At 64.6% G+C, this 26,182-nt stretch carries 31 protein-coding genes and 1 tRNA gene; 3 read left to right on the top strand and 29 right to left on the bottom strand.

Annotated features, from left to right (window positions below; all coding sequences use genetic code 11):
* Positions 1-14: 14 nt before the first annotated feature.
* The 7 genes from AC1DSF_RS04370 to AC1DSF_RS04340 all read right to left on the bottom strand — a co-directional run bounded on the left by AC1DSF_RS04370 (position 15) and on the right by AC1DSF_RS04340 (position 7,672).
* Positions 15-1,442 (bottom strand): MmgE/PrpD family protein, encoded by a 1,428-nt coding sequence (locus AC1DSF_RS04370; protein WP_478182377.1) that lies wholly within the window; start codon positions 1,440-1,442, stop codon positions 15-17.
* A 27-nt stretch (positions 1,443-1,469) separates the two neighbouring features.
* Entirely contained in the window at positions 1,470-2,417 is a 948-nt protein-coding gene (locus AC1DSF_RS04365; RefSeq protein WP_478123638.1) for a Bug family tripartite tricarboxylate transporter substrate binding protein, read from the bottom strand.
* Positions 2,418-2,491: 74 nt separating this feature from the next.
* Positions 2,492-3,688 (bottom strand): PrpF domain-containing protein, encoded by a 1,197-nt coding sequence (locus AC1DSF_RS04360; protein ID WP_478123637.1) that lies wholly within the window; start codon positions 3,686-3,688, stop codon positions 2,492-2,494.
* Between the two features lie 13 nt (positions 3,689-3,701).
* Complete coding sequence (locus tag AC1DSF_RS04355; protein WP_478123636.1) at positions 3,702-4,697, bottom strand: Bug family tripartite tricarboxylate transporter substrate binding protein; 996 nt, start codon at positions 4,695-4,697, stop codon at positions 3,702-3,704.
* A gap of 64 nt (positions 4,698-4,761) precedes the next feature.
* On the bottom strand, positions 4,762-5,385 hold the full coding sequence (gene leuD, locus AC1DSF_RS04350) for a 3-isopropylmalate dehydratase small subunit (protein WP_478123982.1): 624 nt from the start codon (positions 5,383-5,385) through the stop codon (positions 4,762-4,764).
* A 2-nt stretch (positions 5,386-5,387) separates the two neighbouring features.
* Positions 5,388-6,797: a 3-isopropylmalate dehydratase large subunit gene (gene leuC / locus AC1DSF_RS04345; RefSeq protein WP_478123635.1), complete on the bottom strand. Its 1,410-nt coding sequence runs from the start codon at positions 6,795-6,797 to the stop codon at positions 5,388-5,390.
* Positions 6,794-7,672 carry an isocitrate lyase/PEP mutase family protein gene (locus AC1DSF_RS04340; protein WP_478123634.1) on the bottom strand — a complete coding sequence of 293 codons (879 nt, stop codon included), beginning with the start codon at positions 7,670-7,672 and terminating at the stop codon, positions 6,794-6,796. The genes leuC and AC1DSF_RS04340 overlap by 4 nt, the downstream gene beginning before the upstream one ends.
* Positions 7,673-7,776: 104 nt before the next feature.
* On the opposite strand from AC1DSF_RS04340, the gene AC1DSF_RS04335 reads away from it, so the two are divergent.
* Complete coding sequence (locus tag AC1DSF_RS04335) at positions 7,777-8,565, top strand: GntR family transcriptional regulator (RefSeq protein ID WP_478182376.1); 789 nt, start codon at positions 7,777-7,779, stop codon at positions 8,563-8,565.
* A gap of 182 nt (positions 8,566-8,747) precedes the next feature.
* Entirely contained in the window at positions 8,748-9,485 is a 738-nt protein-coding gene (locus AC1DSF_RS04330; protein ID WP_478123632.1) for a TIR domain-containing protein, read from the top strand.
* Positions 9,486-9,650: 165 nt separating this feature from the next.
* On the opposite strand, the gene AC1DSF_RS04325 is transcribed toward AC1DSF_RS04330, so the two are convergent.
* The 6 genes from AC1DSF_RS04325 to AC1DSF_RS04300 all read right to left on the bottom strand — a co-directional run bounded on the left by AC1DSF_RS04325 (position 9,651) and on the right by AC1DSF_RS04300 (position 13,241).
* Entirely contained in the window at positions 9,651-9,797 is a 147-nt protein-coding gene (locus AC1DSF_RS04325; RefSeq protein ID WP_478182375.1) for a hypothetical protein, read from the bottom strand.
* A gap of 315 nt (positions 9,798-10,112) precedes the next feature.
* Positions 10,113-11,099 carry a hypothetical protein gene (locus tag AC1DSF_RS04320; protein ID WP_478182374.1) on the bottom strand — a complete coding sequence of 329 codons (987 nt, stop codon included), beginning with the start codon at positions 11,097-11,099 and terminating at the stop codon, positions 10,113-10,115.
* The gene (locus tag AC1DSF_RS04315; RefSeq protein WP_478182373.1) at positions 11,099-11,767 is read right to left on the bottom strand and encodes an SOS response-associated peptidase; all 669 of its coding nucleotides are present in this window, start codon (positions 11,765-11,767) and stop codon (positions 11,099-11,101) included. Before AC1DSF_RS04315 ends, AC1DSF_RS04320 begins: the two co-directional genes overlap by 1 nt.
* A 5-nt stretch (positions 11,768-11,772) precedes the next feature.
* On the bottom strand, positions 11,773-12,408 hold the full coding sequence (locus AC1DSF_RS04310) for an AbiU2 domain-containing protein (RefSeq protein ID WP_478182372.1): 636 nt from the start codon (positions 12,406-12,408) through the stop codon (positions 11,773-11,775).
* Positions 12,405-12,989, bottom strand: coding sequence for a hypothetical protein (locus AC1DSF_RS04305; RefSeq protein WP_478182371.1), 585 nt, complete (start codon positions 12,987-12,989; stop codon positions 12,405-12,407). The genes AC1DSF_RS04310 and AC1DSF_RS04305 overlap by 4 nt, the downstream gene beginning before the upstream one ends.
* 6 nt (positions 12,990-12,995) lie before the next feature.
* The gene (locus AC1DSF_RS04300; RefSeq protein WP_478182370.1) at positions 12,996-13,241 is read right to left on the bottom strand and encodes a hypothetical protein; all 246 of its coding nucleotides are present in this window, start codon (positions 13,239-13,241) and stop codon (positions 12,996-12,998) included.
* A gap of 90 nt (positions 13,242-13,331) precedes the next feature.
* Here AC1DSF_RS04300 and AC1DSF_RS04295 point away from each other — a divergent pair, with 90 nt between their 5' ends.
* Positions 13,332-13,622, top strand: coding sequence for a hypothetical protein (locus tag AC1DSF_RS04295; protein ID WP_478182369.1), 291 nt, complete (start codon positions 13,332-13,334; stop codon positions 13,620-13,622).
* On the opposite strand, the gene AC1DSF_RS04290 is transcribed toward AC1DSF_RS04295, so the two are convergent.
* The 16 genes from AC1DSF_RS04290 to AC1DSF_RS04215 all read right to left on the bottom strand — a co-directional run bounded on the left by AC1DSF_RS04290 (position 13,619) and on the right by AC1DSF_RS04215 (position 26,180).
* Positions 13,619-13,852, bottom strand: a complete 234-nt coding sequence (locus tag AC1DSF_RS04290; protein WP_478182368.1) for a sigma factor-like helix-turn-helix DNA-binding protein — start codon at positions 13,850-13,852, stop codon at positions 13,619-13,621. The genes AC1DSF_RS04295 and AC1DSF_RS04290 overlap by 4 nt on opposite strands.
* A gap of 247 nt (positions 13,853-14,099) precedes the next feature.
* Positions 14,100-14,477, bottom strand: coding sequence for a hypothetical protein (locus tag AC1DSF_RS04285; RefSeq protein WP_478182367.1), 378 nt, complete (start codon positions 14,475-14,477; stop codon positions 14,100-14,102).
* A gap of 2 nt (positions 14,478-14,479) precedes the next feature.
* Entirely contained in the window at positions 14,480-15,655 is a 1,176-nt protein-coding gene (locus tag AC1DSF_RS04280; protein WP_478182366.1) for a hypothetical protein, read from the bottom strand.
* Positions 15,652-15,897, bottom strand: a complete 246-nt coding sequence (locus AC1DSF_RS04275) for a hypothetical protein (protein WP_478182365.1) — start codon at positions 15,895-15,897, stop codon at positions 15,652-15,654. Before AC1DSF_RS04275 ends, AC1DSF_RS04280 begins: the two co-directional genes overlap by 4 nt.
* Positions 15,898-16,615: 718 nt before the next feature.
* Complete coding sequence (locus AC1DSF_RS04270) at positions 16,616-16,909, bottom strand: hypothetical protein (protein ID WP_478182364.1); 294 nt, start codon at positions 16,907-16,909, stop codon at positions 16,616-16,618.
* A 32-nt stretch (positions 16,910-16,941) separates the two neighbouring features.
* On the bottom strand, positions 16,942-17,952 hold the full coding sequence (locus AC1DSF_RS04265; RefSeq protein ID WP_478182363.1) for a hypothetical protein: 1,011 nt from the start codon (positions 17,950-17,952) through the stop codon (positions 16,942-16,944).
* A gap of 42 nt (positions 17,953-17,994) precedes the next feature.
* Positions 17,995-18,255 carry a hypothetical protein gene (locus AC1DSF_RS04260; RefSeq protein ID WP_478182362.1) on the bottom strand — a complete coding sequence of 87 codons (261 nt, stop codon included), beginning with the start codon at positions 18,253-18,255 and terminating at the stop codon, positions 17,995-17,997.
* 362 nt (positions 18,256-18,617) lie between these two features.
* Positions 18,618-18,944, bottom strand: a complete 327-nt coding sequence (locus AC1DSF_RS04255; RefSeq protein ID WP_478182361.1) for a helix-turn-helix transcriptional regulator — start codon at positions 18,942-18,944, stop codon at positions 18,618-18,620.
* A gap of 84 nt (positions 18,945-19,028) precedes the next feature.
* Complete coding sequence (locus AC1DSF_RS04250) at positions 19,029-19,496, bottom strand: hypothetical protein (RefSeq protein ID WP_478182360.1); 468 nt, start codon at positions 19,494-19,496, stop codon at positions 19,029-19,031.
* Entirely contained in the window at positions 19,493-20,908 is a 1,416-nt protein-coding gene (locus AC1DSF_RS04245; RefSeq protein WP_478182359.1) for a tyrosine-type recombinase/integrase, read from the bottom strand. The genes AC1DSF_RS04250 and AC1DSF_RS04245 overlap by 4 nt, the downstream gene beginning before the upstream one ends.
* A 76-nt stretch (positions 20,909-20,984) precedes the next feature.
* Positions 20,985-21,058 (bottom strand) — tRNA-Gly (locus AC1DSF_RS04240).
* Between the two features lie 64 nt (positions 21,059-21,122).
* Complete coding sequence (locus tag AC1DSF_RS04235) at positions 21,123-21,635, bottom strand: 2'-5' RNA ligase family protein (protein ID WP_478123631.1); 513 nt, start codon at positions 21,633-21,635, stop codon at positions 21,123-21,125.
* Positions 21,632-22,567, bottom strand: coding sequence for an SMP-30/gluconolactonase/LRE family protein (locus AC1DSF_RS04230; protein WP_478123630.1), 936 nt, complete (start codon positions 22,565-22,567; stop codon positions 21,632-21,634). The genes AC1DSF_RS04235 and AC1DSF_RS04230 overlap by 4 nt, the downstream gene beginning before the upstream one ends.
* 31 nt (positions 22,568-22,598) lie before the next feature.
* Positions 22,599-23,567 (bottom strand): ABC transporter permease, encoded by a 969-nt coding sequence (locus tag AC1DSF_RS04225; RefSeq protein WP_478123629.1) that lies wholly within the window; start codon positions 23,565-23,567, stop codon positions 22,599-22,601.
* 109 nt (positions 23,568-23,676) lie between these two features.
* Positions 23,677-24,663: an ABC transporter permease gene (locus AC1DSF_RS04220; RefSeq protein WP_478123628.1), complete on the bottom strand. Its 987-nt coding sequence runs from the start codon at positions 24,661-24,663 to the stop codon at positions 23,677-23,679.
* Entirely contained in the window at positions 24,660-26,180 is a 1,521-nt protein-coding gene (locus tag AC1DSF_RS04215; RefSeq protein WP_478123627.1) for a sugar ABC transporter ATP-binding protein, read from the bottom strand. Before AC1DSF_RS04215 ends, AC1DSF_RS04220 begins: the two co-directional genes overlap by 4 nt.
* Positions 26,181-26,182 lie beyond the last annotated feature (2 nt).

The following is a 26,182-nucleotide window of genomic DNA, read 5'->3' as shown; positions in this document are numbered from 1 at the left end:
TGAATGAAGGGCGCTCAGTCGAACGCGGGGCGAACCACCGGCGCAAGCAGCGCCATCAACTCGCGCACGTCGGGCAAGTCTTCCACGCCAAGCGCCATCTCCTCGATGGCGCGCTGGCGAGGCGCATCGATCAGCCCGTCTGTGAGGCTGCGGAACTTGGCGGCCACGCCGGCGGTGTCCTGCGGCTTCTCGATCACGCGCGAGCTGGCACGCTCGGCCACGATGCGCTGCCCGTCGGTGAAGGTCACGGCGACGCGGGTCTGGCCGCGCTTGAGCATCCCGCCGGCATCGAAAGCTGGGTCGTGCCTCACCTCGACCCTGGGCAGCAGGGCCCAGACGTCATCAGCGTCGATGCGTGCGGGCGAGAACTGCCGCACCATCGCGGCGCCGTCGATGGCCGCCACCGCAAGGGCATAGCCGATGTTCATCTGCGCGCCGATGGGCGTGAGCGGCCGCTCGGGGACCCACCAGCCATGGTGGTACACGGCGTGCGACACATCGCATTCGATCCTGGCGATTTCATCGKGCCTGAGCGGGCGCTGCGCCGACACGTCGAAGAGCGCGTCCAGCGGCGAATGGATGCCGCCCATGGCCGCGTAGGGCTTGATGACAATGCGCTCCACCTCCCAGCGCTGGCCAAGGCCGCTGGTGATCTGCGAAGCGTCGGGCTCATGCCCTTCACCGAACGTGGAAAGAAAGCCGCCGTAGGGCCGCTCGAACACGCGCTTGATGCCTGTGTAGCCGCCCTCGGCCAGTACCGCGGCGTACAGACCGTTGCGGGCCGCGAAGCCGTGGTGCATGCGTTTGGACATGGCCTCGTACTGCGCCGCCATCAGGCCGGCCGACTGCGTGCCGGCCAGGCCCAGCGCATCTTCGAAGCGGGCACGGTCCAGGCCCATGAGCTTGCCCACTGCCGCGGCCGCCGCATGCGTGCCGAACACCGACCCCGAGTGCCAGCCGCGCGACAGCATCTGCGCACCATGCAGCGCCATGCCCACGCGCGGGCCCACCTCATAGCCTGCCAGCGCGGCTTCGATGAACTGCCGCCCGTTCACCTTCCTGCCTTCGCCCTCGGCCGCGGCCCACAAGGCGGGCAGCACGATGGACGCACTGTGCAGCGGACCCAGCGGGTGATAGTCGTCCAGCTCGAAGCCCTGGATGAAGGTGCCGTTGAGCAGCGCAGCGGCGGGCGCGCTGGTGGTCATGCCCCATCCGACGATGCTGCGCTCGCCCGCGCCCTCGAAGCGCCGCACGATCTCCACCGCGGTGCGGGACCAGGGCAGTTGCGCGCCGACGATGGCGCAGCCGATGCCATCCAGGGTCAGCGCCCTGGCACGCTCGCGGGCCGATGCCGGCGCCTGATCGAGGGAGAAGCCGGCGAGCCAGTCGCACAGCTGGCCGGTAGGACCGCCGGGGTCCGTGGGCAGCGCTGGGTGTGTCATTTGCAGTGAACCTTTCTCGTCGCTTTCTCAGTCGATCTGAACGCCGGCGTCGTTGACCGCCTGACCCCACTTGCGGATCTCGCTTTGCAGGAAGCGCCCGAATTCCGCCGGCGTGGTGACGGCGAGCTCACTGCCGGTGGCGCGAATGGATTCCTGGATTTCGGGGCTGGCTGAGGCCCGTTGGATGGCGTCGTGCAGCGCGTTCACCGTGGCTGGCGGCGTGCCGGCCGGCGCCAGGAAGCCGACCCAGGAACTGATGTCGAAGCCCTTCAGACCCTGCTCGTCGACGGTGGCCACCTCCGGCAGCTGCGGGTTGCGCTTCGGACTGGAGATGGCGAGCGGCTTGAGCCTGCCGGCCTTGACCTGCGGCAGGGTTGCAGCGAGAGCGTCGAACATGATCGGTACCTGGCCGCCGATCACGTCATTGATAGCAGCCGGCGAGCCCTTGTATGGGATGTGATTGAGCTGCAGGCCGGCCTGGCGTTCCAGCACCACCATCGCCAGATGGGCCGTGATGCCGTTGCCGCCGGAAGCGAAGTCCACCTTGCCTGGACGTGCCTTGGCGTAGTCGATCAGCTCCTTCAGGTTGTTGGGGCCGAAGGACGGCGAGGCCACCAGCAGCAGCGCGCCGGTGCTGACCTGGGCGATCGGCGCGAAGTCCTTCAGCGTGTCGTAGGGCAGCTTCTTGTAAAGCGTGGGGTTGATGGTCATCTGGCCCAGGGTGCCCAGGAGAATCGTGGTGCCGTCGGGCGCGCTCTTCTTCACTTCCTGTGCGCCCAGGCTGCCGTTGGCCCCCGGCCGGTTGTCGACGATGACCGGCTGGCCGATCTCTCTGCTGAGAGCCGCGGCGAAGTTGCGCGCGACGATGTCGACCGTCTGGCCGGCGGGATAGCCGACGACGATGCGCATCGGCTTGGCGGGCAAGGCGTTCTGCGCGAAGGCAAAGGTGGGGGCGGCCAGCGCCAGGCCGGCCAAGGCTGCGCAGGCGCGGCGGCGCGTAGAGGTTGCGGGCATGTCTGTCTCCGTCGTTCTTGAAATCGTCTGAGCGTTCAGGCCGAGTCGCGCGGCACGTACACGGTGCCATCCATCAGGCGGCGTGCGGTGCGCTGCAGGCCCAGTGCATCGAAGCGTGTGGAAGCGGCTGTGTCGCCGGAGCGCGCAACCACCTTCACCGTCATGACGCCCAGGGGATGACCGATGCGCAGCGTGTCAGTGCCGGCACGCGCGCCCACGGCAATGTTCACCAGCGTGCCGGGCACGCGCGAGGCCGCGGCGGTGCACATCGATCCGGTGCCGGCCATGCTGTCGTGGCACTTGCCGAGGAATACGAGCCGCGCACGCAGGTCGCAGTCGCCGACCTTCACGCTTTGGTGGTTCGTATCGATGTAGTCGGCCGGCGGCGCCACCATCACGGCCAGCGGCAGCCCGGGCAGGTGCACTTCCTTCCAGTGCTTGTAAAGGCCAATGCGCTCACCTGCCTTGGACTGGATCTCGCCGATGGTCTCGATCAAGGCGCGGTCGGCGCTGATGGCTGGCGGCAGCTCGCTGCCGGTCAAGCCCAAGGCGCCGGCGGCAATGAACACGCAAGGCGTGGCGGCCTCGACGATCGAGACCTCGATGCGACGCCCGTCTTCGAGCTCGATCTTGTCCACCGGTTGGCCGGTTGGGAGCAGCCTTCCGGTCTTGGCGCCCAGCGTGTCGGTGTAGTCCATCAGGATTTCGGCACCGGTGCCCGGAACGCCGGCGATGGCGCAGTCGCCTTTGATCCGCGCCTTCCCGTTCTTCACCTGCACCTTCGACACCAGCAGAGTGCCGGTGTTGGTGTTGTGGATGCGCACGGTGGTCACCGGCTCGACCGCCGTGACCAGGCCCTCGTCGATGGCAAAGGGCGCGACCGCCGAGGAGATGTTGCCGCAGTTGGCGTCATACCCGATGCGGTCACGCTCCACATCGGCTTGCGCGAAGGTGTAGTCCACATCCGCATCGCCGCGTTCGGACTTCTTGATGAGCGCGATCTTCGAAGTGACGAGGCGCGAGCCGCCCATGCCATCGATCTGCAGCACGTCGGGCGTGCCCATCGCGCGCTTGAGCACGCGGTCGCGCGCCGGACCGGGCGGAGGTACATCGGCTTCGTGGAAGAAGAGGGCCTTGCTGGTGCCGCCGCGCATCAGCACGCAGCGGATGCCGACCTGTTCGCTTTCGTCGTCGCCCTGCTGCTGGTAGGCGGCGGTGGGTGCCAGTGTCATCGTTCGCCTCCCTTCATTCGAGTGGGTAGAGCTTCACAAGCGCATCCATGCGCTCGCTGTCTTCGCGGATCTGCGCGGCGAACTCGGCAGGCGTGTTCACCAGCGGTTCGGCGCCTGCGGCGGCAATGGTCTTCTGGACCTCGGGGTCCTTCACCGCTTCGCGCATCGCACTGACAATGCCTTGCGTCACATGGGCCGGCGTGCCCTGGGGCGCAAACAGGCCATACCAGGTGACCGACTGGAATTGGGGGTAGCCGGCCTCCGCGGTGGTGGGCACATCGGGCAGTGCGGCTGCGCGCTTCTTGCCTTGCGTGGCGAAGATCCTGAGCGTGCCCGCTTTGTAGTGCGGCAGCGCGGCGGTGATGCCCGTGAAGGCCATGTTCACGTTGTTGGCGATCATGTCCGTCACGATCGCGCCTGTGCCCTTGTAGTTGACGACGATGAGATTCGGAATGCCAGTCTCTGCCGCCAACTGCTTGGCTGACACACGCGCCAGGTTTTCGCCGCTGGCCAGCGAGCAGGGCGTGCTCGCGGTCTTGCAGTAGCTGATGAATTCGCCGAGCGTCTTCGCCGGCAGCTTGGCGCTGGCCACGATGGCAGCGGGCGAGATCGAAACAGCCGTGACCGGTGTCAGGCGCGCGAGCGGATCCACGCCCTTCAGGCCGGGCACATGCTTGGTGACCACGATGGAAGGCACCTGCAGCAGAAGCGTGTAGCCGTCCGGCCTGGCCTCCATCACCCTGCGCGTGCCGATCAGGCCGTCGGCGCCGGCCATGTTCTCCACCACCACCGGCTGACCCCACAGTTCGCCCAGGCGGCGCGCCACGGCCCGCGCAGTGGCGTCGGTGCCGCCGCCAGGCGTATAGGGCACCACGAGTGAAACCGCATGCTCGGGCTTCCATGCGGCCTGCGCGTGGGCCAAGGGGCTGGCAAGCATCGCCGCTACGGCGAGTGCCGCTATTGCGATGGACGTCGGTGGATGTGTTCGTGCCTTGCTTCCTGCTTTCATTCGTGTGTCTCCATGTCTTGTGTTTTCTTTGTTCCCGAGGCCTTGGCTCAAGGTGCTACCGGTGCTATCGGCCCGGCGCTGATAGCGGCCAAGCCCAGGGCCTGCGCTGCCGGTCGGCTGACTGCCAGGCGCGGATCAAAGCGTCGTCCTTGAGCGTGAGACCGATGTCGTCCAGGCCAAGCAGCAGGGCTTCGCGCCGCAGCGGATCGACGGTGAAGGTCTGCGTCCCGACGGCCTCGTGCCTGAGCGTGCAGCCCTGCAGGTCCACGGTGAGCGACGAGCCGTCCGCGCACGCTGCGGCGAGCGCGTCGATCTCCGAGGCCGGCAGGCGAAGCGCGAGCACCCCGTTCTGATAGCAGTTGTTGAAGAAGATGTCGCCGAAGCTGGGCGCGATCACGCAGCGGATGCCCATCCCCATCAGCGCCCACACCGCGCCTTCGCGCGACGAACCGCAGCCGAAGTTCTCTCCGGCCAGCAGGATGGGCGCGCCGCGGAAGGGGGAGCGGTTGAGCACGAAGCCGGGGTCTTCGCTGCCGTCCTCCAGGTAGCGCAGCGCCTCCAGTGCATAGGGACCGAGCTGGTCGCGCGTGAGCGTGGTCAGACGCTCGATGCGGACGATCACGTCGGTATCGACATTGGCGCGCGGCAGGTGCGCAGCGGCGCCGTTGATGCGGACAAAGGGTTGCATGCTCATGCAGCCTCCAACGATCCGACGTCGCAGATGGCGCCCGCGATCGCGGCTGCGGCGGCCATCGCCGGGCTGGCGAGGTGGGTACGCGCACCGGGCCCCTGGCGGCCGACGAAGTTGCGATTGGAGGTGGAGACCGAGCGCTGCTGAGGCGGCACCTGCTCGCCATTGGCCGCGACGCACATGCTGCAGCCGGGTTCGCGCCAGGAGAAGCCGGCGGCCTCGAACACTTCGCGCAGGCCTTCGGCCTCCGCTTCACGCTTCACGTTCTCGGAGCCGGGCACGATCCACGCATTCACACCCGGTGCAATCCTGCGGCCACGCACCACCTCGGCGGCAGCGCGCAGGTCCGACAGACGCGCGTTGGCGCAGGAGCCGATGAAGACCCAGTCCACGGGCGTGCCGGCGATCTTCTGTCCCGGCGCAAGTCCCATGTAGTCCAGCGCGGCGCGGATGTTGTCGCGCTGCGCATCGCTGCCGGCGGTCTGCGGGTCGGGCACGCATCCGTCGACGGCGATGGCGTGTTCAGGACTCGTGCCCCATGTGATGGTGGGACGTACCGCGTCCGCGTCGATCACTACCTCGCGGTCGAAGCGTGCGTCCTGGTCGCTGTGCAGCTCGCGCCACTGCGCGACGGCCGCGTCGAAATCGGCGCCTTGCGGTGCGAATGGGCGGCCGCGCAGATAGTCGAAGGTGCGCTCGTCAGGCGCCACCAGCCCGAAGCGCGCACCGAGTTCCACCGACAGGTTGCACAGGGTCAGCCGCGCCTCCACTTCCATCGCCTCGATCGCCGGACCGGCGAACTCGATGGCGTGGGCCACGCCCGCAGCTGCGCCGAGCCTGCCGATGATGTGCAGCCCGAGATCCTTGGCACTGACGAGTGCGCGCAATCGACCTTCGACGTGCACGCGCATCTGCCGAGGCTTCTGCTGGCGCAGCGTCTGGGTTGTCAGCGCGTGCGTGCTTTCGGAAGAACCCACGCCGAAGGCCATCGCGCCCAGGCCGCCATTGGTGCATGTATGGCTGTCGCCGCAGATCACGGTGAGGCCGGGCAGCACGATGCCCAGTTCCGGTCCCATGACATGCACGATCCCTTGGCCGCGCTCGCCCAGATCGAACATGCGCACCTGCATCTTGTGGCTGAGCTGCTTGAGCGCGCCATGCAGCCGCCCGCCGAGCGGAAATGTGGTCGCAACCCGGCCGGGCTGGCTGGAGACGGCGTGATCCGGCGTGGCAAAGACCAACTCGGGGTTGTGCAGGGCCAGGCCGCGCGCAGCGACCTCGCCCAACGCGGGCGGTCCCGAGAGGTCGTGCAGCAGATGGCGGTCGATGTGCAGCAGAGCCCAGCCGTCGCCCAGGTCGCGCACCACATGCGCGTCCCAGAGTTTGTCGAACAGGGTGCGCGCGGTCATTTCTGCTGCTCCATGGTGGCGCCGGCGTTGAAGCGGGTTCGCAGCGCGTCCCACTCGTCGGCGCCGAACCGGCGGAAGGTCTGGGCCACGCTCTGCGTTACAGCAGGCGCCTGATGGGTACGCTTGAGTTCGGCCAGCGCTGCGTCACCGGCCTCGATGGCCGCCTTGAGCATTAGTCCCGGAAGGATCGCGAGCTTGTAGCCCATCTCTTGCGCTTGCCGCAGGTCGAAGATGGGCGTGCGGCCGCCGGGCACCACGTTGAGCAGGCAAGGGCCTTTTACCTGCCTCGGCACCGCGGCGACTTCCTCGATCGTCTGCGTGGCTTCGACGAAGGCCATGTCGGCGCCGGCGTCGAGCGCCGCGTTGGCGCGCCACACCGCTTCGTCCAGCGACAACACGGCCCGCGCGTCGGTGCGGGCAATGACGATGAAGTACTTGGTGCTTCGTGCCTCTACGGCGGCGCGGATCTTGGAGATGAAGTCTTCACGCGAGACCACCTCCTTGCCGGCGAGATGGCCGCAACGCTTGGGCGAGACCTGGTCCTCGATGTGGATGGCAGCCACACCCCGCGACTCGTATTCGCGCACCGTGCGCGTGACGTTCAGCTCGTTGCCATAGCCAGTGTCGGCATCGGCGATGAGCGGCACCGAGATGGAGCGCGCGATCGTGGCGGCATTGCCGACCATCTCGCTCATGTCCAGCAGGCCGAAGTCGGGAAAGCCGCGCGCTGCGGAAGTGCCGGCTCCGGTCATGTAGACCGCCTGGAACCCTGCCTGCTCGATCAGCCGCGCGCCGATGCCGTCGTAGGCACCAGGGGCAATCACCATGCCGGGGGCGGCCAGCAGTTGTCGAAGAAGCGAGGCGGGATGGCTCATGGGTCGTCTTGTGTCGTTCTAGTTGTATTGAGAATATCACAACATAACGACAAGTCAACAGGCTATGCTCGCGCCTCATGAACACCGAGACGGCGGCAAACCCCATGAACAGCGCACGCGGCACGGCGCTGCACCGGCAAATCTTCCTGGTACTGCGTGACGAGATTTCCCGAGGTCTGTTCGCCAGTGGCGCACTGCCGGGCGAGGAGCAGTTGTGCGAGCGTTTCGGTGTCTCCCGCATCACAGTGCGGCGTGCGCTGAGTGACTTGGCCGCGCTCGGGCTGGTGGAGCGACGCCACGGCCGCGGTACCTTCGTGCGGGGAGGCGCTGGCGCGTCGTGGCGGCCGGCGCCGAGCCTGGGCGTGATCGACAGTCTGCGCAAGACGGCGATCGAGACGGTGGTGCGCGTGTTGGACGTGGTGCAGACCGTGCCGCCAGCCGACGTGGCGCGGCTCCTCGAACTGGTACCCGCCGAGAAGGCGGTGCATGCGCTGCGCGTGCGCTCCAACCGCGACGGCATGCCTGCGATGCTGACCGATGCCTGGGTGCCCGTGGCCATTGGCCGCCGCGCGACCGAGGCCGCGCTGAAGAAACGTGCGCTCTACGAGATCCTGATGGCCCAGGGCGTGAAGTTCGGCCGAGTGGTGCAGGAGATCAGTGCCACCGTGGCCGACCCTCAGCGTGCCGCGCTGCTACAGACCGAGGTGGGCGGCCCCTTGCTCAAGCTGGTGCGGCTGATGCACGACCTGGAGGAGCGCCCGGTGCTGCATCTCACGGCGCACATGGTGGCCGAGCGGGCGACCATCCTCATGGAGATACCGGCCGCCACTGTCAACACGCTCACGGCCGGGCGCATCGTGCTGGATGCGCCAGGCTCGGGCACTGCGGATTGAGGCAGCCACAGCGGTGGCTGCGGGTTCCTACACATCCGCCAAGCCAGCGTCCGACTCGGAGCGGCTGGCGGAATGCGTTTCCAAATTCAGAGAGGCATCCTTTTTGACTATCAAAACCGCCATTTACAGTTTGGTTGTCGCCAGCCGTGTGTAGGATCTCTGAGCTTGTTTAAAAAGCTCTCATGAAGCCAAAAATATTCATTGGATCCTCCAGGGAGGGTCTTGCAATTGCCAACGCGATTCACTCGAATCTCACCTCCGAGACTGAATGCACCGTTTGGAAAGACGGAGTGTTTCAGCCATCGTCCTCCACGCTCATTGACTTGATGCGGATATTGCGAACGTCCGATTTCGCGATCTTCGTGTTTAGTCCGGACGATGTCTCGATGATGCGAGACAACACAGACAAGGTCGTCAGGGACAACGTCCTTTTTGAGCTTGGCTTGTTCATCGGTCGACTCGGCCCGGAGCGTTGCTTTTTCCTCGTGCCCGATCTGGAGAAGATGCGGCTGCCTACCGATCTTTTCGGTGTGAATCCGACAAAGTATGAGTCTGGCCGGAGCGATTCGAATTGGGAAGCAGCGGTAAATCCGGCCTGTATGCAGATTCTTCGGCTAATTAATCAGCTGAAATCATTTCAGGACAGCGTCGAAGAAGTCGAACCGGAGCACGTGCCGATTGCAAAAGCTTCTGCAGTTGCACGCAGCCGCAAAGCGCCGAAGCCTTCGCAAACGGCGGATGCCGCCAAGTTGACCCTTGAGCCGTATAAAAGATCGTTTCTGCTGAAGGGCAACTCAGATCCGCACCGCGCTCGCCTGCTGGGCTTGGGCTATCTGTCTTTCAACGGGACTTTGCAAGCCTGGGTCATTCCCTGGTCGAGGGAAGAAGAAGCTCGGGCTGATCTTGCCGATCTCTTGTGATCGGAAGCGGAGGCTGTGAGATGTGGAGCGGGCGAAGGGAATCCAATAAGGGCTGGGAACCCGCATGGTTCCTAGTAAGTGCAATTCGATTTGGATGTTTATGCCCTGAGAAATGCCCTTATTAATTGGTGCCTTTGACGGCTGCTGTCAGGGCCGCGCAACAGCTCAGACCGTTCGGCTTCCCGCTTCTGGCTGCTGCTCGATCACCTGATCGGCAAGCCTCCGCGCCCCTGTGAGGTCGTTGGACTTCACCAGCACCGCGAGCCTGACGGCGGCGCGGACTTCCTGCGGTGGCCTGTTGCGGTTGCCCATGGTTTCATCAAAAGGTCCCGTCATTTTCGAGGCAAACGGTCTGCCAGGCCACTCCAAGTGTCCCGACGACTATCATCGCCTTGCGCGCCCGCCGACCGGGCGTTTGCACCAGCCCTCGCGGGCATGCCAATGACCAGACGAACAGCACCGCACATGCGTTCCCATCTGCAGGCGGGCAGCGGCACCTCCGGGTGCCGTTTGTCTTTTCTGCACCTGTGCGCAATCACTGTTAGCCGAAGCGGGGCCGCATGCATGACGACGGCGAACAAATCACCGAATGGCGCCAGACCAGAAGTGGTGATTGAGGTTGGCTGCCTAGAACCTGTCCGGGTGCTCCGGGCCAAAGCCGAACGCCTTGTTGAAGATGTTCCGCATGCGTCGTTCGATGGTCACCAGTTGGGCAGCGAACTCCTCGTGATTGCCACCAAGGTGAATTTCAGTGCGCAATTGGCTCACAAGCTTCACCAGACCTTCTTGCACGGGTTTCAGTTCGGCCATCGTCACGCGTATGTACGTCAAGATTTGCGGTGTTCGATCAGCGTGCATGCGGGCAAGAGTCTGGCGCAACGTCTCCAGCCACTGGTTCGCAACCTTCCATGAGTTTTGTACTGCTTCCAATTCAGTCGGCGGGCGCAACTGCTCCGAGGTCTCGGCGATTTTCGTCTCGATGCGGCGCACCTCAGCCTCTGCGCGCGCAATCCTTTCTTCGATGCTGCGAATTGCAGCGAGGCTTTGTCGCAACGGTGCAGCGCGAATTTGGGCGCTCGTCGAAGCCTCCGTCATGAGGGCAGCCAATTCTCTTGCGTGCAGTGCAGCATCGGTCTCGGCAACCAGCCAAATCTTGGCGCTCGCCTTTAGAAAACTCAGGCTGGCCTGCTCGTCTGATCCGTCGGAGGAAGGGGGGCGTGCGAAAAGACTGCCGATGTAGCTGAGAGTCATCAACGTCGCCTCGATGGCTTCGATATAAACCGCCCGCCGTATCTCTGCCTTGCGGTTCTGCGTGCTCTGCGCCGCCTCGTGGTCACGTACTCGCCCAGCTTCGTCTGCGTCGTGCTGACGCTGAGCAATGTTTTCTTCACGGTCGAACTGGTGCTGCTCGCGGAGGCGTGTCATTGAACTGTAATTCGATGCGACGACGCCAGCCAAACTGATCACAGCCGCGACAACGGCTCCGAATGCGGCGGCCCAGCCGACTGCCGGGATTGCACGCAGCAGTCCCCTGATCGAGTCAGAGTAGACCAACGCAGCAGCTACCGCCGCCACCACGACGAGGACGGGAATCCAGCTTCTTTTTTTAATCACTATTGCGTCTCCAATTCCCGACCTGCAGTGAACACCTCGACAGGCGTCAACTGCATCAGCGCCTTTGCCTCCTCTACCGTACCGGCCAGCCAGCGATCGAAGTCCGACGGCTCAAGCAGCACTAGCGAACGCTTGTCCTGCTGATCGGAGCCTAGCTTCGGATCGGGCTTGTGCAAGCGGCTCATCAGCGGGTGCGCGTCGGCGTTGAGCGTGAGCATGGTGTAGCTCTCGACGATCTCGCCGCTGGTCTTGTCGACCCAGGTGTTCCACAGCCCGGCGATGCCCCAGGGCGCGCCGTCGGCGCGCGCGAAGCGCCACCAGACGTTCTTGCCGCTCTCCCAGTTGGGCTCGTCGAAGGACTCGGCCGGGATGATGCAGCGTTGCCCGCGCGCCCATGGGAGCTTGTAGCTGGCCTTGGCTTCCAGTTCCTCGCCGCGCGCGTTCACCGTCGCATAGGGCAGCTTGGCGGTCTTGGCGAACCAGGGCACCAGCGCCCACTGCCCGACGACCAGTTCGCGCTCGTAGCCGACGGCGTCCTTCGCGCGACGAATGAACGGCCCCGACGCGCGCGGGAACAACTGGCGCGGCCACAGGTTGTTGTTGCGGCGGTCGATCTTCCAGACGGCCTCGATCTCGCGGTCTGTCGCGCTGATGTAGCGGGTGCACATGGCCGTCAGTCCTTCGAAGCCGACGTCTTGTCGAATGCCTGTTGCACCTTGGTGACCTGTTCGGCGTACTGCGCCGTGTGCCCCGCTTCGAGCGTCCGCAGCATGTCTTTGGCAATGCCGATGCGGATGTCATGAAAGTAGGTGCCTCGGTTGGCCCCGTAACAGCGCGCTACGGTATCGAGAGCAGCTTCGCACGCCGCGATGGCCTCACCCATTTGATCAACGCTGCCGAGAGTGATGTTCGAGCCCTGGGGGTCTCTGACCGTGTCGAGGTCCCTGTGCGCATAGACCTTGTTGCGCCCATCGCGGGCGAACCCTGCAGCCTGAATGGCCGCTTCGACGGCGGTCATCACGGCGGGTTTGTACGAGGCGTCCACGGTCTGCGACAGGCGTTCCAGGCTCAAGTTGACGAATCGGCCCTGGGTCGCAGGGTCGGTGATTCGCCCGAGGTGCATCAGCATGTCGCCCCACAACGTCTCGCTGAGCATCCGAAAGAACACCCCCGCAACGGCGTTGAGAAGATCGATGCGCTCGCGAGAGGAGACGAACAGCGCGACGTATTCACCCAGTCGATAACGCAGGGCGCCGACCTCGTTCTGCAGGAGGTCGTAGTCATGCTGCAGTTCAGGGCTCATCGTCATGATTGCGTAGCCGGCAGTGACGGCGCTCGCGGCTTGTCGCGCAGCAGTTCGTCGCGCTCTTCCAAATAGGCGTGAAGCTGATCCGACGCCCCCTTGATTTCATCGCCGACTTTTCTCATCGCTTCGGGCGTCAGTTGGACGTACTCCTGCTGCATGCCTCCGCGCTTGATTTGCATCCGCGTGTACGTGTAGCCCTGCGTGTCGCTGGTGATCCAGTTGGCATGCACGACATGATTGCGCAGCGTAGCAACGTCCTTGAGCCGCGCAGCGAGGCCAGCAAAGGACGCCACGGGGCCGGGGACAGTGGCGTGCAGGTTCTCGCACAGTCGTCGGTACAACTCGACCTTCTGCACGAATCCCATGCCGTCGATCACCAGCAGGCCGACCGCGTCGGTGCGATCGTTGATCGCCGCGCAGATCGCGCTGTCGATCGAGTTCTCCAGCATGTTGAACTGCAGCACGACCATGCCGACAAGGGGGAGCGACTCAAACAGCACTGCGTCATCGTCGTCGTCCTCGCTATCGATGTCGTGACCGATGTACTGCTGAAAGTCCGCGAAGCGTTTGTTCAAGATGTCCATGATGGCTTAGCCCACCGGCGCCGCGTCTTCGTCTTCGCCCGGCGCGCGAGGTCCGAGTTGATCGTCGGACACGAACCTGAACAGTTCCATGCAGCCCTCATTGAACGCCTGCGCCCATGAGAGGAAGGGCTGCGCGCTCGATTCGATGTCCACCCAGACGCTGCCGTCCTCGCTGCTCTCGTGCAGCACCCAGAAAAAATGCCCTGGGTCAGGCTCATCGACCCAGACGGAGAGGTGGCGGAGGTGGGACATGTATTTCGGATTCTCGTTTGAATGCGTGCGAATTTCGCACATCTGAGTTCTGACTGTACTGTATGCTCATCCAGTACTATGAGGGTGCAAATGAAGCGGCGTTTTCGATACGGCGTTGAGCTGACCGAGAGCGACTTCCACGCGCAGGAGTGGGTGAAGGGGATGCTGCATTTCGAGCGCGACAGGTTGTACCTGTGCGAAAGCACGCCGGGGCACAAGCCGCTGCCCTATGGCGTGCTGTTCAGACCAACCCTCAAGTCGTGCTTCAACGACACGATCAGCTTTACAGGGATCGAGCAGGAGGGCCAGCAGTGGCTGGCACAGGTCTGGTTCTGTGAACTGGCAAGAAATGGCGAGGAGCAAGACTTACCGCAAAACTAAGTGTCATCGGGCAGCAGGTCCGTCACCTGCCATCCCTCAACGGCCATGCGCACGGCCAGCCGCTCTGAGAAGTGCTGCAGTGCCCGCTGCTCGATCTGTCGGGCACGCGGGGTGCTGACACCCAGGGCGACCCCCACTTCGACCAGAGTGCAGGCGCGGCGGTGGTCCTCCTCCTGTGGTGCCAGTCGCGCTCTAAGGCCGAGGTCGGGGGGGTCGCGATGCCGCACCATGGTTCACCCTTTGGATACGTAGGGCGCTGGAGGCTGCGCCCCGAGGCGACGTGCCAGGTGGTCTGCCAGCCTCACAAGACGGTCCTCCCGCGAGCCCTTGCCCTCCGCGGCCAGAAGGGCTGCGGTGGAGGTGGCGTCGGCTTGTAGCAGTGCGATCAGGATCGCCACGCGTGCGTCACCGCACTGGTGGACAGGCGGCCACAGCGTGCTTTGCAACATGGGGGCCTCCGATGGTGCACGCACGGGGTCAGGCCAGGACCACTGCGGCGCGGGCAAGGGCACCTTCAGCGCGTCCGAGCGCAGCGCGAACACGGGGAGACAGATGCCGCGCAGCACTGGCTGCTGGCGCCTTCGCACTTTCGAGCGCGGAGACACGCCGCGACAGCGGCACGAGGGCCTGCCCCAGGACGTCCACAAACACGTCTTCGCTGAGGACGGCGCGCACCCGTGGCGGGGGCATCGTCGCGATGCCGCTTGCGATCAGCTCGGCAATGTCCATCCGGCTTGCTGCGACCTTGTGTTGCCGCCCGGTCGGATCGCTGACGAGCAACGGGCCGCGACCGTCCGAGCGAATCATCTTGTTCAAGGAGGCGAGCGCAGCGCCATCGCGTTGAAGATAGGCCACGGTCATAGCGCGACCCCCGTGATGGTCTGCACCGCACCCTGCTGCAGCACGCTCCAATCAATTTCCCACACCCCTCGAACCGCCGTGCAGTTCGTTTGAAAAACACTGCGCGTCGGAGCTGCACTGATGGCGCCAGCACCCGAGACGCCTGAGGCGATGGGCAGCACCGACGCGCCGGTCTTGTGGTCGGTGTTCGGTGCGCCATCGTCCTCATGCAGCGTGACTTCGCTTGCCGACTCGAAGCTCGGCACATCGCTTGCGAATCCGATGCCTCTGCCATCGATCAGGAAGATGACATCGCTCGGCACCGCGAGCGAGGAGAGGACTGGCACGCCCAGGAACGTGCCACGAAGGCGCAGCTCATCAGACAGGCCCATCAACGCCGTTTCACGGTCGGCATGCATCGCCCATACGACGCTCGATTTAACGCCGCCCAGGCCGCGTGCATGGAGCTGCTTGAGGCGCGCGCTCATGTCGGTGGTGAGCGCCTCCAGCGTGGTGCCCGAGGACACGGCAGTGTCTGCGGGGTCGATGCCGTACTGGAGGCCTTCGGGGCGAATGGCATCACGCGGCACGTCATCGAAAAAGGCGGCGTCCAGCGCGAAGGCAGTGTCCGCGATCATGCCGATGCGAATCATGCGCTGCAGCATCGCGTCCGAGGCTGCCGTGATCGCCTCGGAGCTGGCAGTGGCAATGACGCCCAGGCTGCGCCCCTCCAGCACTGCACTGGTGAGACTCAGGCCGCCGATGCGTATGGGTTGGCCCTCGCCGCGGAACGTCGCTCCTAAGCCACGCGAGGTCCGCATCGGAATCTTGGCGGTGCCGTCTGCAAGATCGACACGAGTCAATGGCAGCCGCGCCACCGTCGAGCCCTCTTGGGCGGCAAGGTCCAGCACCTCGCTGATGACTTCTGGCACCAGCTCCTGCGCCCAGCCCGCGACGTTCGTCATCGCCGGGTCCTGCACGCGGGTGACAAAGCCCACCACGGCACGCAACGCCCCGTCCTGCTCGCGGCCAGCCAGTACTGAGGTGGCCTCGGCCACCGAGCGGTTGCGTGCACCTGCGCGTGCGATCACCGCGATGGCCTGCAGCAGGCTGCGGGTGGCAGCGGCAGTGGATGAACGCTCGATGAGGTGCAGCTCGTCGCGCGAAGCGAGCAGGGAAGGCAGCGCGCTCATGGCCGGACCCCATTCGTGCCAGATTGCGCGAGCTTGCGGCGGAGCTGCTCGCCGAAGCTGGAGCCCTCCTGATCGCTGCGCGGGCGGTGCTCTTGCTCCGCGAGCTTTGCGCGGAGCATCTGGCCCAAGGTGGGCACGGCTTTGCGCTTCTCGGGCTGCTCGCCGAGGTGGCTCGATGCGGTGATGGAGTGGGGGAGGTCTGCGATGCGTTGAAGCGCAGGAAGGGCGGCATGCCGGTTCATGATGAGGGTTCCTTTCGAGAGGACCCCTGAAGCCGGTTTTACATCTGGCCGGACCACCGTTGCCGCAGGTTTTCGCAGCGGTAAGCATAGGCGGTGAAGGACGAATTGCCAAGCAATTGGCCCCCTGGTGCGCCTACGCGCAGAGAAACGCAGCGGGCAGCTCCTCGCGGAGCTGGTGAGGGCAGAGGCACCGAATCCCTCGGGACGCAATCAGCACGAGGTTATGTCCAACGCTGTGACGCAACCTACTTCACCCTATGCGCAAGCTCTGGCCGACAACGGCATGACGCGGCAGACAGCCCATCGCTATCAAGCATTGGCGCAGGGACTCGAAGATCAGCGCAATTTTGCGTCGATCTTTTTGCCCGATGCCTCCGGGCGTATGTGGCCTGCCTATCGCCTCAATTTCGAGGAGATGTGTCGAATTTTCGACCGATCTTGCTTCCCGACTCCTACGATACGAGCGCATCAAGCCCGCGCCGAATCAAAGCCGGGGATTCCCGGGATTGACCCCGTGAGGCAGGACACCCGGGTCATCAGCGGCAATCAACGGAGGTCGTGGAGGCCTTCATAGGCCGGTTTTGGGCGGCGGTGCGGCCTGCCGGGGCCGGTCCTTTTTTGTCGAAAAAAAGATTCTTTAGCGAGCAATGCAAGGGGTCACCGGCTCGCGTGTGAGCTAGACACCTGCCCCCCGCCACCGAGCCCGCCCCCAGATCGGCTATCGCTCAATCAGCAGCACCGGCCCGTCTTTGACCTCGCGGGCTCTGGCCTTCAACGTGATGGGTTTCGGATCGACGATCTGCAGCAGCGCCTTCTCGGCGGCACGCAATGCGGCGCGGGCCTCAGTGACTTGTGCGGAAGTCTCCACTTCAGCGGAGAGACCGCCAAATCGGTGATCCCGAGCACGGGTGGCGGCAAACGTGCGGCGCTTGATGCTCGACGCCTCCTGTCGGGCTCGGTAGGCAGCAGCCCAAGCCTGAGCAGCAGCATGCAGGCGCTCGTCGTAGGTCATGTTCGTTGTTCCTTCTGCGTCTTTCATGCTGGTCACCGGCCTTGCCTTTTCCATAGCTGGTATGCGACGTACTCTCCATCACCAATTCCAGAGTTGGGGCCGTATTCGTCCTTGACCTTGGCGAACCTCTCTGCCTGCTCCGGTGTGAAAGGTGGAGGCTCGGGCTCGAACACCGGAAGGACATTGACGGCCTCGTCGGCGGGGCTGCTGCTTCCCCAGCCGTTGCGCGGGCGCATGCCTTTGTGGTCAGTCAGCCACTCGGCCTTCAGACCCTGCGACCCACGCATCACCCATTCGCTCAGGAACGCGTCGAACGTCATGCCAGCCTTCTCGGCTTCGGCCCTTGCGCCCTTGAGTACCGTCGTCGTGATGGGTGCCCGCTTGGCCTTGCGCAGTGCGATCCAGTCCTCCCATGTCTGCTGTTCGACGTCTTCGGGTTTCTGGACCATTGCCGTTACATCTTTCTTCGGGGGGACGTGCGCGACAGCGCGCGCTGCAATCGCGATGTTGCGCGCCGAGTTGTCCTCGCGCATGCGCGCACGCGCTCTTCCTCCTTGGTCTTCCTTGGTAATACCTTGGTCTTTATTAGAGGGTGCTGCCCGGGCAGCATGTTTACGTGGCCGAGCAGCATGTTTCTGCTGCCCGAGCAGCATGTTTGCATCTTGTTGGAACGCTAGACCTGCTGCCGCGCCAGCATGTTTGTCGTCTTTACCTGCTGCCAGGGCAGCAGGTTTAGGGTCCGCTCCGAACAGTCGGGGACACGATTGCGCAGACAGCACCGTTACATTCAAGGCGTATGTGGCGACGTTGCCCCGACCGCCGCCAGTGCCGACCACCTCGCCCGATTGCATGAGGTCGCGCAGCACCTCGCGCATACGACCATCAGACGCGCCGGTGTCTGCCATCAATGACTTACGAGTCGCCAAGGGCTTGCCGGTGCGATGCATCGTCTCATCTGCGATGAACACGAGAGTGAGCAGGTGCAGCGGCTGACCGCGAAACCGACTGCGATCGAGCACCTGCCTGACGAGGTCAAACGACATGATGCGCGTGCCTCCTGAAGCGGGCGAGCTGACGTAGCTCAGTCATGACGGACGCTCTTCGGCAATGAGCCGAGCAACAGCCTGGGCCTCGATCAACGATGCCAGCATCTGCAGCAGCTCGGGGCTCGCGACGACGATGCGCAACCCGGTGCCGAAAACAGGCGGTCCATCCTTCACGAAGGCCAGCAGACGGAGGTAATCGACTTGCGCCTCAACGGTCTGCTGCATCTGCTGCGCGATCTGCTCTTCGATCCACTTGATCCGTTGGTCCCAGGCGAGCGGCAGAGTTTCGCGGCCCGTCATCAGGAGCCCCTCCGAGGCGCTGGAGCGGCCTGCCGCACCACTGGCCTGCCCTGGGTCGTGTCACGCGCGCCTGCGCCCTCCTGGGGCCTGCCTGCAGGCTTCGCACCCAGCGCTGCCAGGTGGAACTGCTGGCGCTCCCGCTTGCCAAGCCTGCGCAGTGGAGGGCGCTTGGCGCTATATTCACGTCGCTCGGGGTTCATTGCATGGACTCCTCCAGGCCGCCCGTTTGCACCGGGCGTGAATGCTTCCCTTCGGGCCGGCTCGCGCTGGCCCGTTTCCTTTTTCCCGTGTGCGCTCTGCGTGCGCGCTATGCGAAAAGTGGGGTTTGGCTGCGCATCAACCGGGTGGGCCGGTCTCGGTGGTCATGCAGCAGCCCGTTCCGGTTGTGCGATCCCGCGGGACTCCGCTTGCCCGCGCAGATATGCACGCACTTGCCATGCGACCCAGCGGTTGTCGCGATCACCGGGCGTGATTGGCTTCGGGAAGATTCCGGCCAGCATCTTCCGCCGCAGGGTGCTCTTGCTGTCACCTGTGAGAACCAGCACGGTTGCGGTGGTCAGCAGCGCATCGTCCACGTACAGCAGTTCAAGCGGCTGCACGCGGTCACCCTTTGTCCAGCGTGGACCTCCAGCGGTCGGCGCGATGGTGCCGGTTTTGGAGGAGGGGAAAGAAGAAGCGGCGGTGGTCATGGGTGCCATTGAATGGCATGCAGAACCATGACGGAAGCCCCTCTGCTCAGCAGGAGTGAACCTCTGCTCAGCAAGAGTGAGACTTTATTTTTTCGAGCGACCCTGTCGTGCCTTCCATTTTGTGGCGTATTTGCGCATGGTGGTACGCGCCAGCGCCGCCAACCGTGCGGTCATGCAGGCGTCAGTCAAGTCCTCCAGCGTCATGCCCGGCTCGTAGTTGGCATCGAACCACTCGAACACCTCGTCACGGATCTGCCTGTCTTCCTTGTGGGCCGCGTCAGCGGCACCCCGTGCTTGCCTGAGGCGTGCGATTCGGCCCCCATAAAGCTGACTCTCGGTCAACATTCTGGGCAGCTGTTCCACTAACAGGTGCGCCTGTTGATCTGCCAGCACTTCCTCAAGATGTTGCGCGGCCACGATCTTCCGCGCCGCTTCGCAGAGGGCGGACAGAGCATCCCCGCCATGTGCATCAAGAAGTTCCACCACAAGGTCCTCGGCTAGCTCACGTTGACGCAGCGTCGTGGCAATCAATGCTTCATCGGCGGGGGTCACGCTGCGGCCCCGATGCGCACCACCTTCTGCTGCGCTTGCGCTCTCGGCTTCGGCTTCGTGAGTCCTTCGAGGTAGTTGCCCCAAGCCGTCATTGCAGCCTTGCGCTGCTTGTCCCACGTGGTGCGGTCGTAGGCGGTTCCGAGCGCGGTCTGCTTGGCATGGCCCAGCAGCTCCTCCAGCACCGCCTCGGGGATGTCGTGGTGCTCAGCAAGGACCGTGCGTGCCATTGCGCGGAACCCGTGCGCGGTCATTTCATCTTTGTAGCCAAGGCGCTGCAGGGCGGCATTCACCGTGCCGTCACTCATGGGCCGCTCACCAGTGCGTGCCGAGGGGAAGACATAGACGCCGTGGCCGGTCAGGTGCTCCAGCCTCTGCAGGCATTCCACCGCCTGGGGGCTGAGGGGGACTATGTGGGGCTTGCCCTGAACCTTTGCGCGCTTCGAACGCTTCATCTCCGCGCTCGGGATGGTGACAGTCTGAGCCTTCAGGTCCACCCATTCCCACTGCATAGCGCGGATGTTGCCGGGACGTTGAAAGAGCAGGGCGGACAGCCACAGGGCCTCGCGCGTGATGGCCGTCCCGCTATACGAGTGGATGGCACGCAACAGGCCGGGCAGCTCGGTCACCGAAGTGACGGCTGCATAGTTGCGCTGGAGCGGCGCTCTGATCGCGCCGCGCAGGTCGCCGGATATGTCCCGTTCAGCACGCCCGGTCTGCACGGCATAGCGCAGCACCTGACCGGCATACTGGCGCAGACTGGTCGCCGTCTCGTGACGACCCAGCTTGTCGATGGCCAGGAGCGGTGCGAGTAGAACCGGCGCGGTGATGTCAGCCGCCGGAAGACGCCCGATCTTCGGAAAGAGGTGCTTGGCCTGCATCGCCAGCCACTTCTCGCGGTGGGCGTCCTGCCAGTCCAACGGGTTGCGCTCATGCAACTCGCGCGCCACCAGTTCGTAGGTGGCCGCGGCACGGGTGGCCGCGGTCAAGCGATCGAGCTTGCGTTGGCGCACCGGGTCCTGCTGCTGCGCGAGCATCTTGCGGGCCTCGACGCGCTTTTCGCGCGCATCGGTCAGTGACACATCGGGATAGGCCCCGAGCGCCAGGGTGCGCTCCTTCCCGTCTGGTGACTGGTACTTGAGCCGCCAGAGCTTGCTGCCGGTCGGGTTGATTTGCAAGTACAGACCTTGACCGTCATAGACCTTGCGCACGGCTGGTTTGCGGGTGGCCGGATCAATTGCCTTCGCGTTCTTGCAGGCCGCGTCGGTCAGGGGTCGGATTAATTTCGCCATCTCACACCTTGTTTGGATTCCCTTTTCAGGAAGTTTGGGAGCCATCAGGAGGTGTGGATTGGAAAAAGCCCCCATCTGTACCCCCATTTCTGCGGATTTCCATGGATCAGCATGGATCAGCATGGACAGGTGGATTTTAGCTTTCCCCAATGAAAAAGGCCGCTTTTGGCGGCCTGTGGTCTGCAATGGATCAGCGATGTGGAGCGGGCGAAGGGAATCGAACCCTCGTATGAAGCTTGGGAAGCTGCCGTTCTGCCATTGAACTACGCCCGCAGCGGCGTGGATTCTACAGTCGGTCTGGGTCGAAATATGCCGCTTCGGGTTGTTCGCGCCAAGCTCAGGGAGTCAGCGCATAACGCCCCAGCACCTCGTGCTGCACAGGGTAGGGCGGCAACCACGATCGCACGAACAAGAACTCCCGCACGTGCCAGCGCACAGGGGCCATCGGCGGGGCCTCCGCGCCCTGAGCGCGCCGGGCGATCGTGATGTGCGGCTTCCATGCAGCGGGCCGCGCCCAAGGCGAGATGGCCTGGCCGACGGCAGCATGCAGCTGCATCAATCCCGCATGCTCGGCAGGACAAACCACGACGATGCCGCGCGACCACACGGCCGGCCTGTCGAGCGTGAGTTCAAGGCTGCTCTCCTGCAGGCCAGCCAGTGCTTTGCCGATGTCCTCGATCTCGTCGGCGGTGCGTGTGCCGAGCAAGGACAACGTGAGGTGCATGCGATGCGACTTGGGCAGGCGACTTCCCTGGGGCGACGTCCATTGATGCCGATAGGCGTCCAGCGCAGCCTGCACTGCGGCATCTGGCGCGAGCCAGACGTACAGCTCCGGCGCTTGGCGGATCACACGATGGTCGGGCGCGCCGCCGAGCGGGCGTTCAGGTAGACGGCGTAAAGCGAGGTCGTCGCGCAAATGAACAAGCGGTTGAGCTTGCGCCCGCCAAAGCAAACGTTGGCGACGGCTTCGGGCAGGTGGATTTTTCCGATCAGTTCGCCATCGGGTGTGTAGCAGTGCACGCCGGCACCCGCGCTGGTCCACAGGTTGCCGTTCGTGTCCACTCTGAAGCCGTCGAAAAGGCCGTCCTCGCATTGCGCGAACACGTCGCCTCCGGTCACGGTGCGGCCGTCGTCCCGGACGCGAAAACGCCGGATGTGACGCGGTCCGTCCGGCACGTGCGTGGCGCCTGTGTCGGCGACATACAGCCATTGTTCGTCCGGCGAGAAAGCCAATCCGTTGGGCTGCACGAAGCCATCGGCGACGCGTGTGATGGCGCTGAGGTCGGCTTCGATGCGATAGATGCAGCGGTCGCCGATCTCGCTTGGCGCGGCATCGCCTTCGTAGTCGCTGTCGATGCCGTAGCTCGGGTCGGAAAACCAGATGCTGCCGTCCGATTTGACGACCACGTCGTTGGGCGAGTTGAAGCGCTTGCCCTCGAAATGCGAAGCGAGCACGGTGCGCGTGCCGTCGTGCTCGGTGCGCGACACGCAGCGTCCGCGGTGCTCGCACGAGACGAGGCGTCCCTGCTGATCGACGGTGTGGCCGTTGGTGTTCATCGCGGGTTGGCGGAAGACCGACACGGAGCCGTCCGTTTCGTCCCAGCGCATCATGCGGTCGTTGGGGATGTCTGACCACACGAGGTAGCGGCCCGCCGCGAACCATGCCGGCCCTTCGGACCATCGGCAGCCGGTGTAGAGCTTTTCGATCTGTGCGTTGGGAAAAACGAGCTTGCGGAATCGAGGGTCGATCATCTCGACGCCGGGTGCGATTTCGATGGTCATGTGGCGCTCCTCTGTTTGATTGCGGGTCTGGTCAGTTCGATTGGCGGCGGCCGCGTCCGTACACCAGCAGCATCGCGATGATCACCACGCCATAGGTGACCTGGCGGCCCATCTCAGGAATCTGCATCACCGACAGAATGGATTGCAGCAGGGTAATGAGTATGACGCCGACGACGGTCCCGAGATACGAGCCTTGGCCGCCCAGGATGTTCGTGCCGCCGAGCACGACCGCGGCGATGGCGGGCAGCTGATAGGCATCGCCCATGGCCTGATAAGCCTTGGTCGAATAGCCGGTCAGCAGCACGCCGCACGCGGCCGAGCAGGCGCCGGCAATGACGAAGCACAGCAGGGTCACGCGGCGCGTGTCGATGCCCGACAGGTACGCGGCACGCTCGCGATTGCCGACGGCATAGATCGCCCGGCCCAGCGTCGTGCGATGCAGCATGAACATCGTGGCTGCACCAACGGCGATCCACACCAGCAGTGCGTTCGGAATGCCGAGCAGCGATCGGCCCGTGGCGATCAGGTGCATGGCAGGCGTCGCGCGGTCCTGCGGCGCGAAGCCGCCGGTCTGCACCACGATCAGGCCTTGCGCGACCGCGTTGATGCCGAGCGTGAAGATCATCGACGGCACGCGCAGGTAGGCCACGCCGATGCCGTTGAGCAACCCGAGCGCGGCACCACACAGAATGCCGAAGGGAATCGCAAGCACCTCACCCGCGCCGCCCCACCAGCCTGCCGCGGCCGCCGACATCATTCCGCCCACGGTGACCAGCCATGGCACCGAAAGATCGATACCGCCCAAGAGGATGACCAGCATGGCGCCCGTCGCGATCACGCCGAGGAACGATGCGATCTGCAACTGCAGCAGCAGGTAGTCGACCGACAGGAAGTTCTTCGAATAGAGACTCCCGATCAGCAGCAGCGCGACCGTACACAAGGCACCCGCCAGCACCGGAAGATGCCCTGAACGCCTGAGTCGAACCGCCAGCGTCGTCATAGCCTCGTCGGGAAATACCGCGGAACCGGCTTTGCCGGGCCGCTGGTATTGCCCCCTGCAAGGGGGTGTGCGGCCACACGAAGTGGGCAAGCCTGGGGGTGTTTCATGGCTATTTGAAGAGATCGAGCCGGTTGTTGATCTTGAGCAGGCGAATCGATCCGAAGCTCACGGCCGTCAGCAGGATGACACCCTGGAAGAGCGGCTGCCAGAGCGGCTCGAGGTCGAAGACGAACAGAAGATCGCCGATGGTGCGGAGCACGAAGGCGCCGAAGATCGAGCCGATGGCGCTGCCCGCACCCCCTGAAAGCACCGTGCCGCCAATGACGACGGCCGCGATCGAGTTCAGCGTATAGACGCCGCCGATGGCCGAAGACGCTTCTCCCGAATAGGTCACGAAGGTCAGCAGCAGCCCACCGATCGCCGCCAGAAGGCTCGCGAGCGTGTAGGTGACGATCTTCGTGCGGCCGATCGCCACGCCCGACATGTAGCTTGCGTTCTCCGACGATCCGATCGCCATGGCTGCGCGGCCAGTGGCCGAGTGCCGATAAGGCACCCATATCAACAACACGACACCCACGAGCACGACCAGCATGGTGGGGATACCGCCCGGCAATGCGCCGGTCAGTGCGTCGGCGAGGTCGGCTTGCACGTCGCCGCCGGGCACCGGACGCAGGCCCAGCGCAAGCCCGAAGTACACGATGCCCGTGGCCAGCGTCGTGATGATCGGCTGCAAGCGCCCGTACACGATGATGACGCCGTTGATGAAGCCGCACAGCGCGCCGCTCGCCAGCACCGCCACGATGCCCATCCCCGCCTGCAGCGGCGTCCCGATCACGAGATGCGACGCCAGGCAGTTGGCAAGAACGAACACCATTCCGACCGAGAGATCGATGCCCGCGGTGAGCACCGGCAGTGTCTGCGCCATTGCGACGATGGCGAGCAGCACGCCCTTGTTTGCCGCCGTGGTCAGGACCGCCGCATTCCAGCCGACCGGATGCTTGGTGATGTACAGCGCAAAGATCACGACGAACATCGCCATCGTCGCGAAGGTGGCGCGGTGTTCGCGCAGATGAAAGTGCCAGTCAGGACGCATCATGCCGCCGCCGTTTCGAGGTTGAGGGCGCTCGACACCAGCGCCCGTTCGGTCAGCTCGGCACCCGCCAGCCAACGCACGATGCGGCCGTCGAAGAACACGGCGACCCGATCGCAGCAGCCGATCAGCTCGGCGTAGTCGGTCGAATAGAGCACCACCGCCGCGCCCTCATCGGCGAGATTGCGAATCAGCGCGTACATCTCCTGCTTCGTGCCGACGTCGATGCCACGGGTCGGATCGCTCAGCAGCAGGATGCGCGGGGAGTTGATCAGCCATTTGCCGATCACCACCTTCTGCTGGTTGCCACCGGACAGATTGCCGACGGCGTCGCCCGTCTCGGCCACCTTGATCGACAGGCGCCGCACCATGCCCGAAACGGCCTTGTCTTCTTCCGCCGGCAGCAGCACGCCGACGCGGCTGAGCCGATCGAGCGCAGCAAGGCTCAGGTTGTCATTGACCGACATGGGCAGCATGAGCCCATCGGTCTTGCGGTCTTCCGGCACCAGCGCCAAGCCCAGCTCCCGGCTCTTGGCTTGGCGCGGGTCACGCACCCGAACCGGCTTGCCGTCGAGCAGGACTTCACCGCTCACTCCGCGAAGCACGCCGAAGAGCGCGAGAAAGAGTTCGCGCTGGCCTTGGCCGTCCAGCCCACCGAGCCCGACGATCTCGCCAGGCCAGACCTTGAGGTCGATGTCGTGCAGCTTCGAACTCCACGAAAGGCCGCGTGTTTCCAGCGCCGGGGGACCGGTCGCGGTCACTGCGCGCGGCGGCGGTTTGGGCGGGAACGCATGCTCGATGTCCCGGCCGATCATCATCTCGATCGTCTCGGCATTGCTGCGCGTGCCGGCCTCGAAGGTCGCGACGTGGCTGCCGTTGCGAAACACCGAGCAATCGTCCGCCAGCTCGGTGATCTCGTTCATGCGGTGCGAGATATAGACGATCGCCAGTCCCTCGCTGCGCAGCCGCTTGAGCAGCGTGAACACGCGCCGGACGTCGGCCGCGGTCAGCGCTGAAGTCGCTTCGTCGAGGATCAGGATCTTCGGGTCGCGAGCCAGCGCCTTCGAGATCTCCACCATCTGCCGCCGCGACAAGGTCAGGCTCTCGACCGGCGCGAGTGGATGAATGTCCTCGGCCCCGGCACGCGCCAGCGCCGCTTCGGCAATGCGCCGTTGCGCGGCGCGGTCGATGAGGCCGAGCCGCCGCGGTGGGTTGGTGATGCAGATGTTGTCGGCCACGCTCAGGTCGGGCATCAACGACAGCTCCTGGAAGATGCACGCGATGCCCGCCGAGACCGCTTCTTGCGGATGCGCGAAACGGCGCTCCACGCCCTCCAGCACGATGCGGCCTTCGTCGGGCCGCACCACGCCCGCCATCATCTTGATCAGCGTCGACTTGCCCGCGCCGTTTTCGCCGAGCACCGCATGAATGCGCCCCGGCGCGCAGGAAAAACTCGCGTGCTCCAGCGCTCGCACGCCGCCGTAGCGCTTCGAGACGTCGATCAGGCGAAGGATCGGTTCCAAGG

The sequence above is a fragment of the Variovorax sp. 01N429 genome (assembly GCF_056399425.1).
The sequence above is the reverse complement of the archived record's forward strand: the minus strand, read 5'-3'. Positions and strand labels throughout refer to the sequence as shown.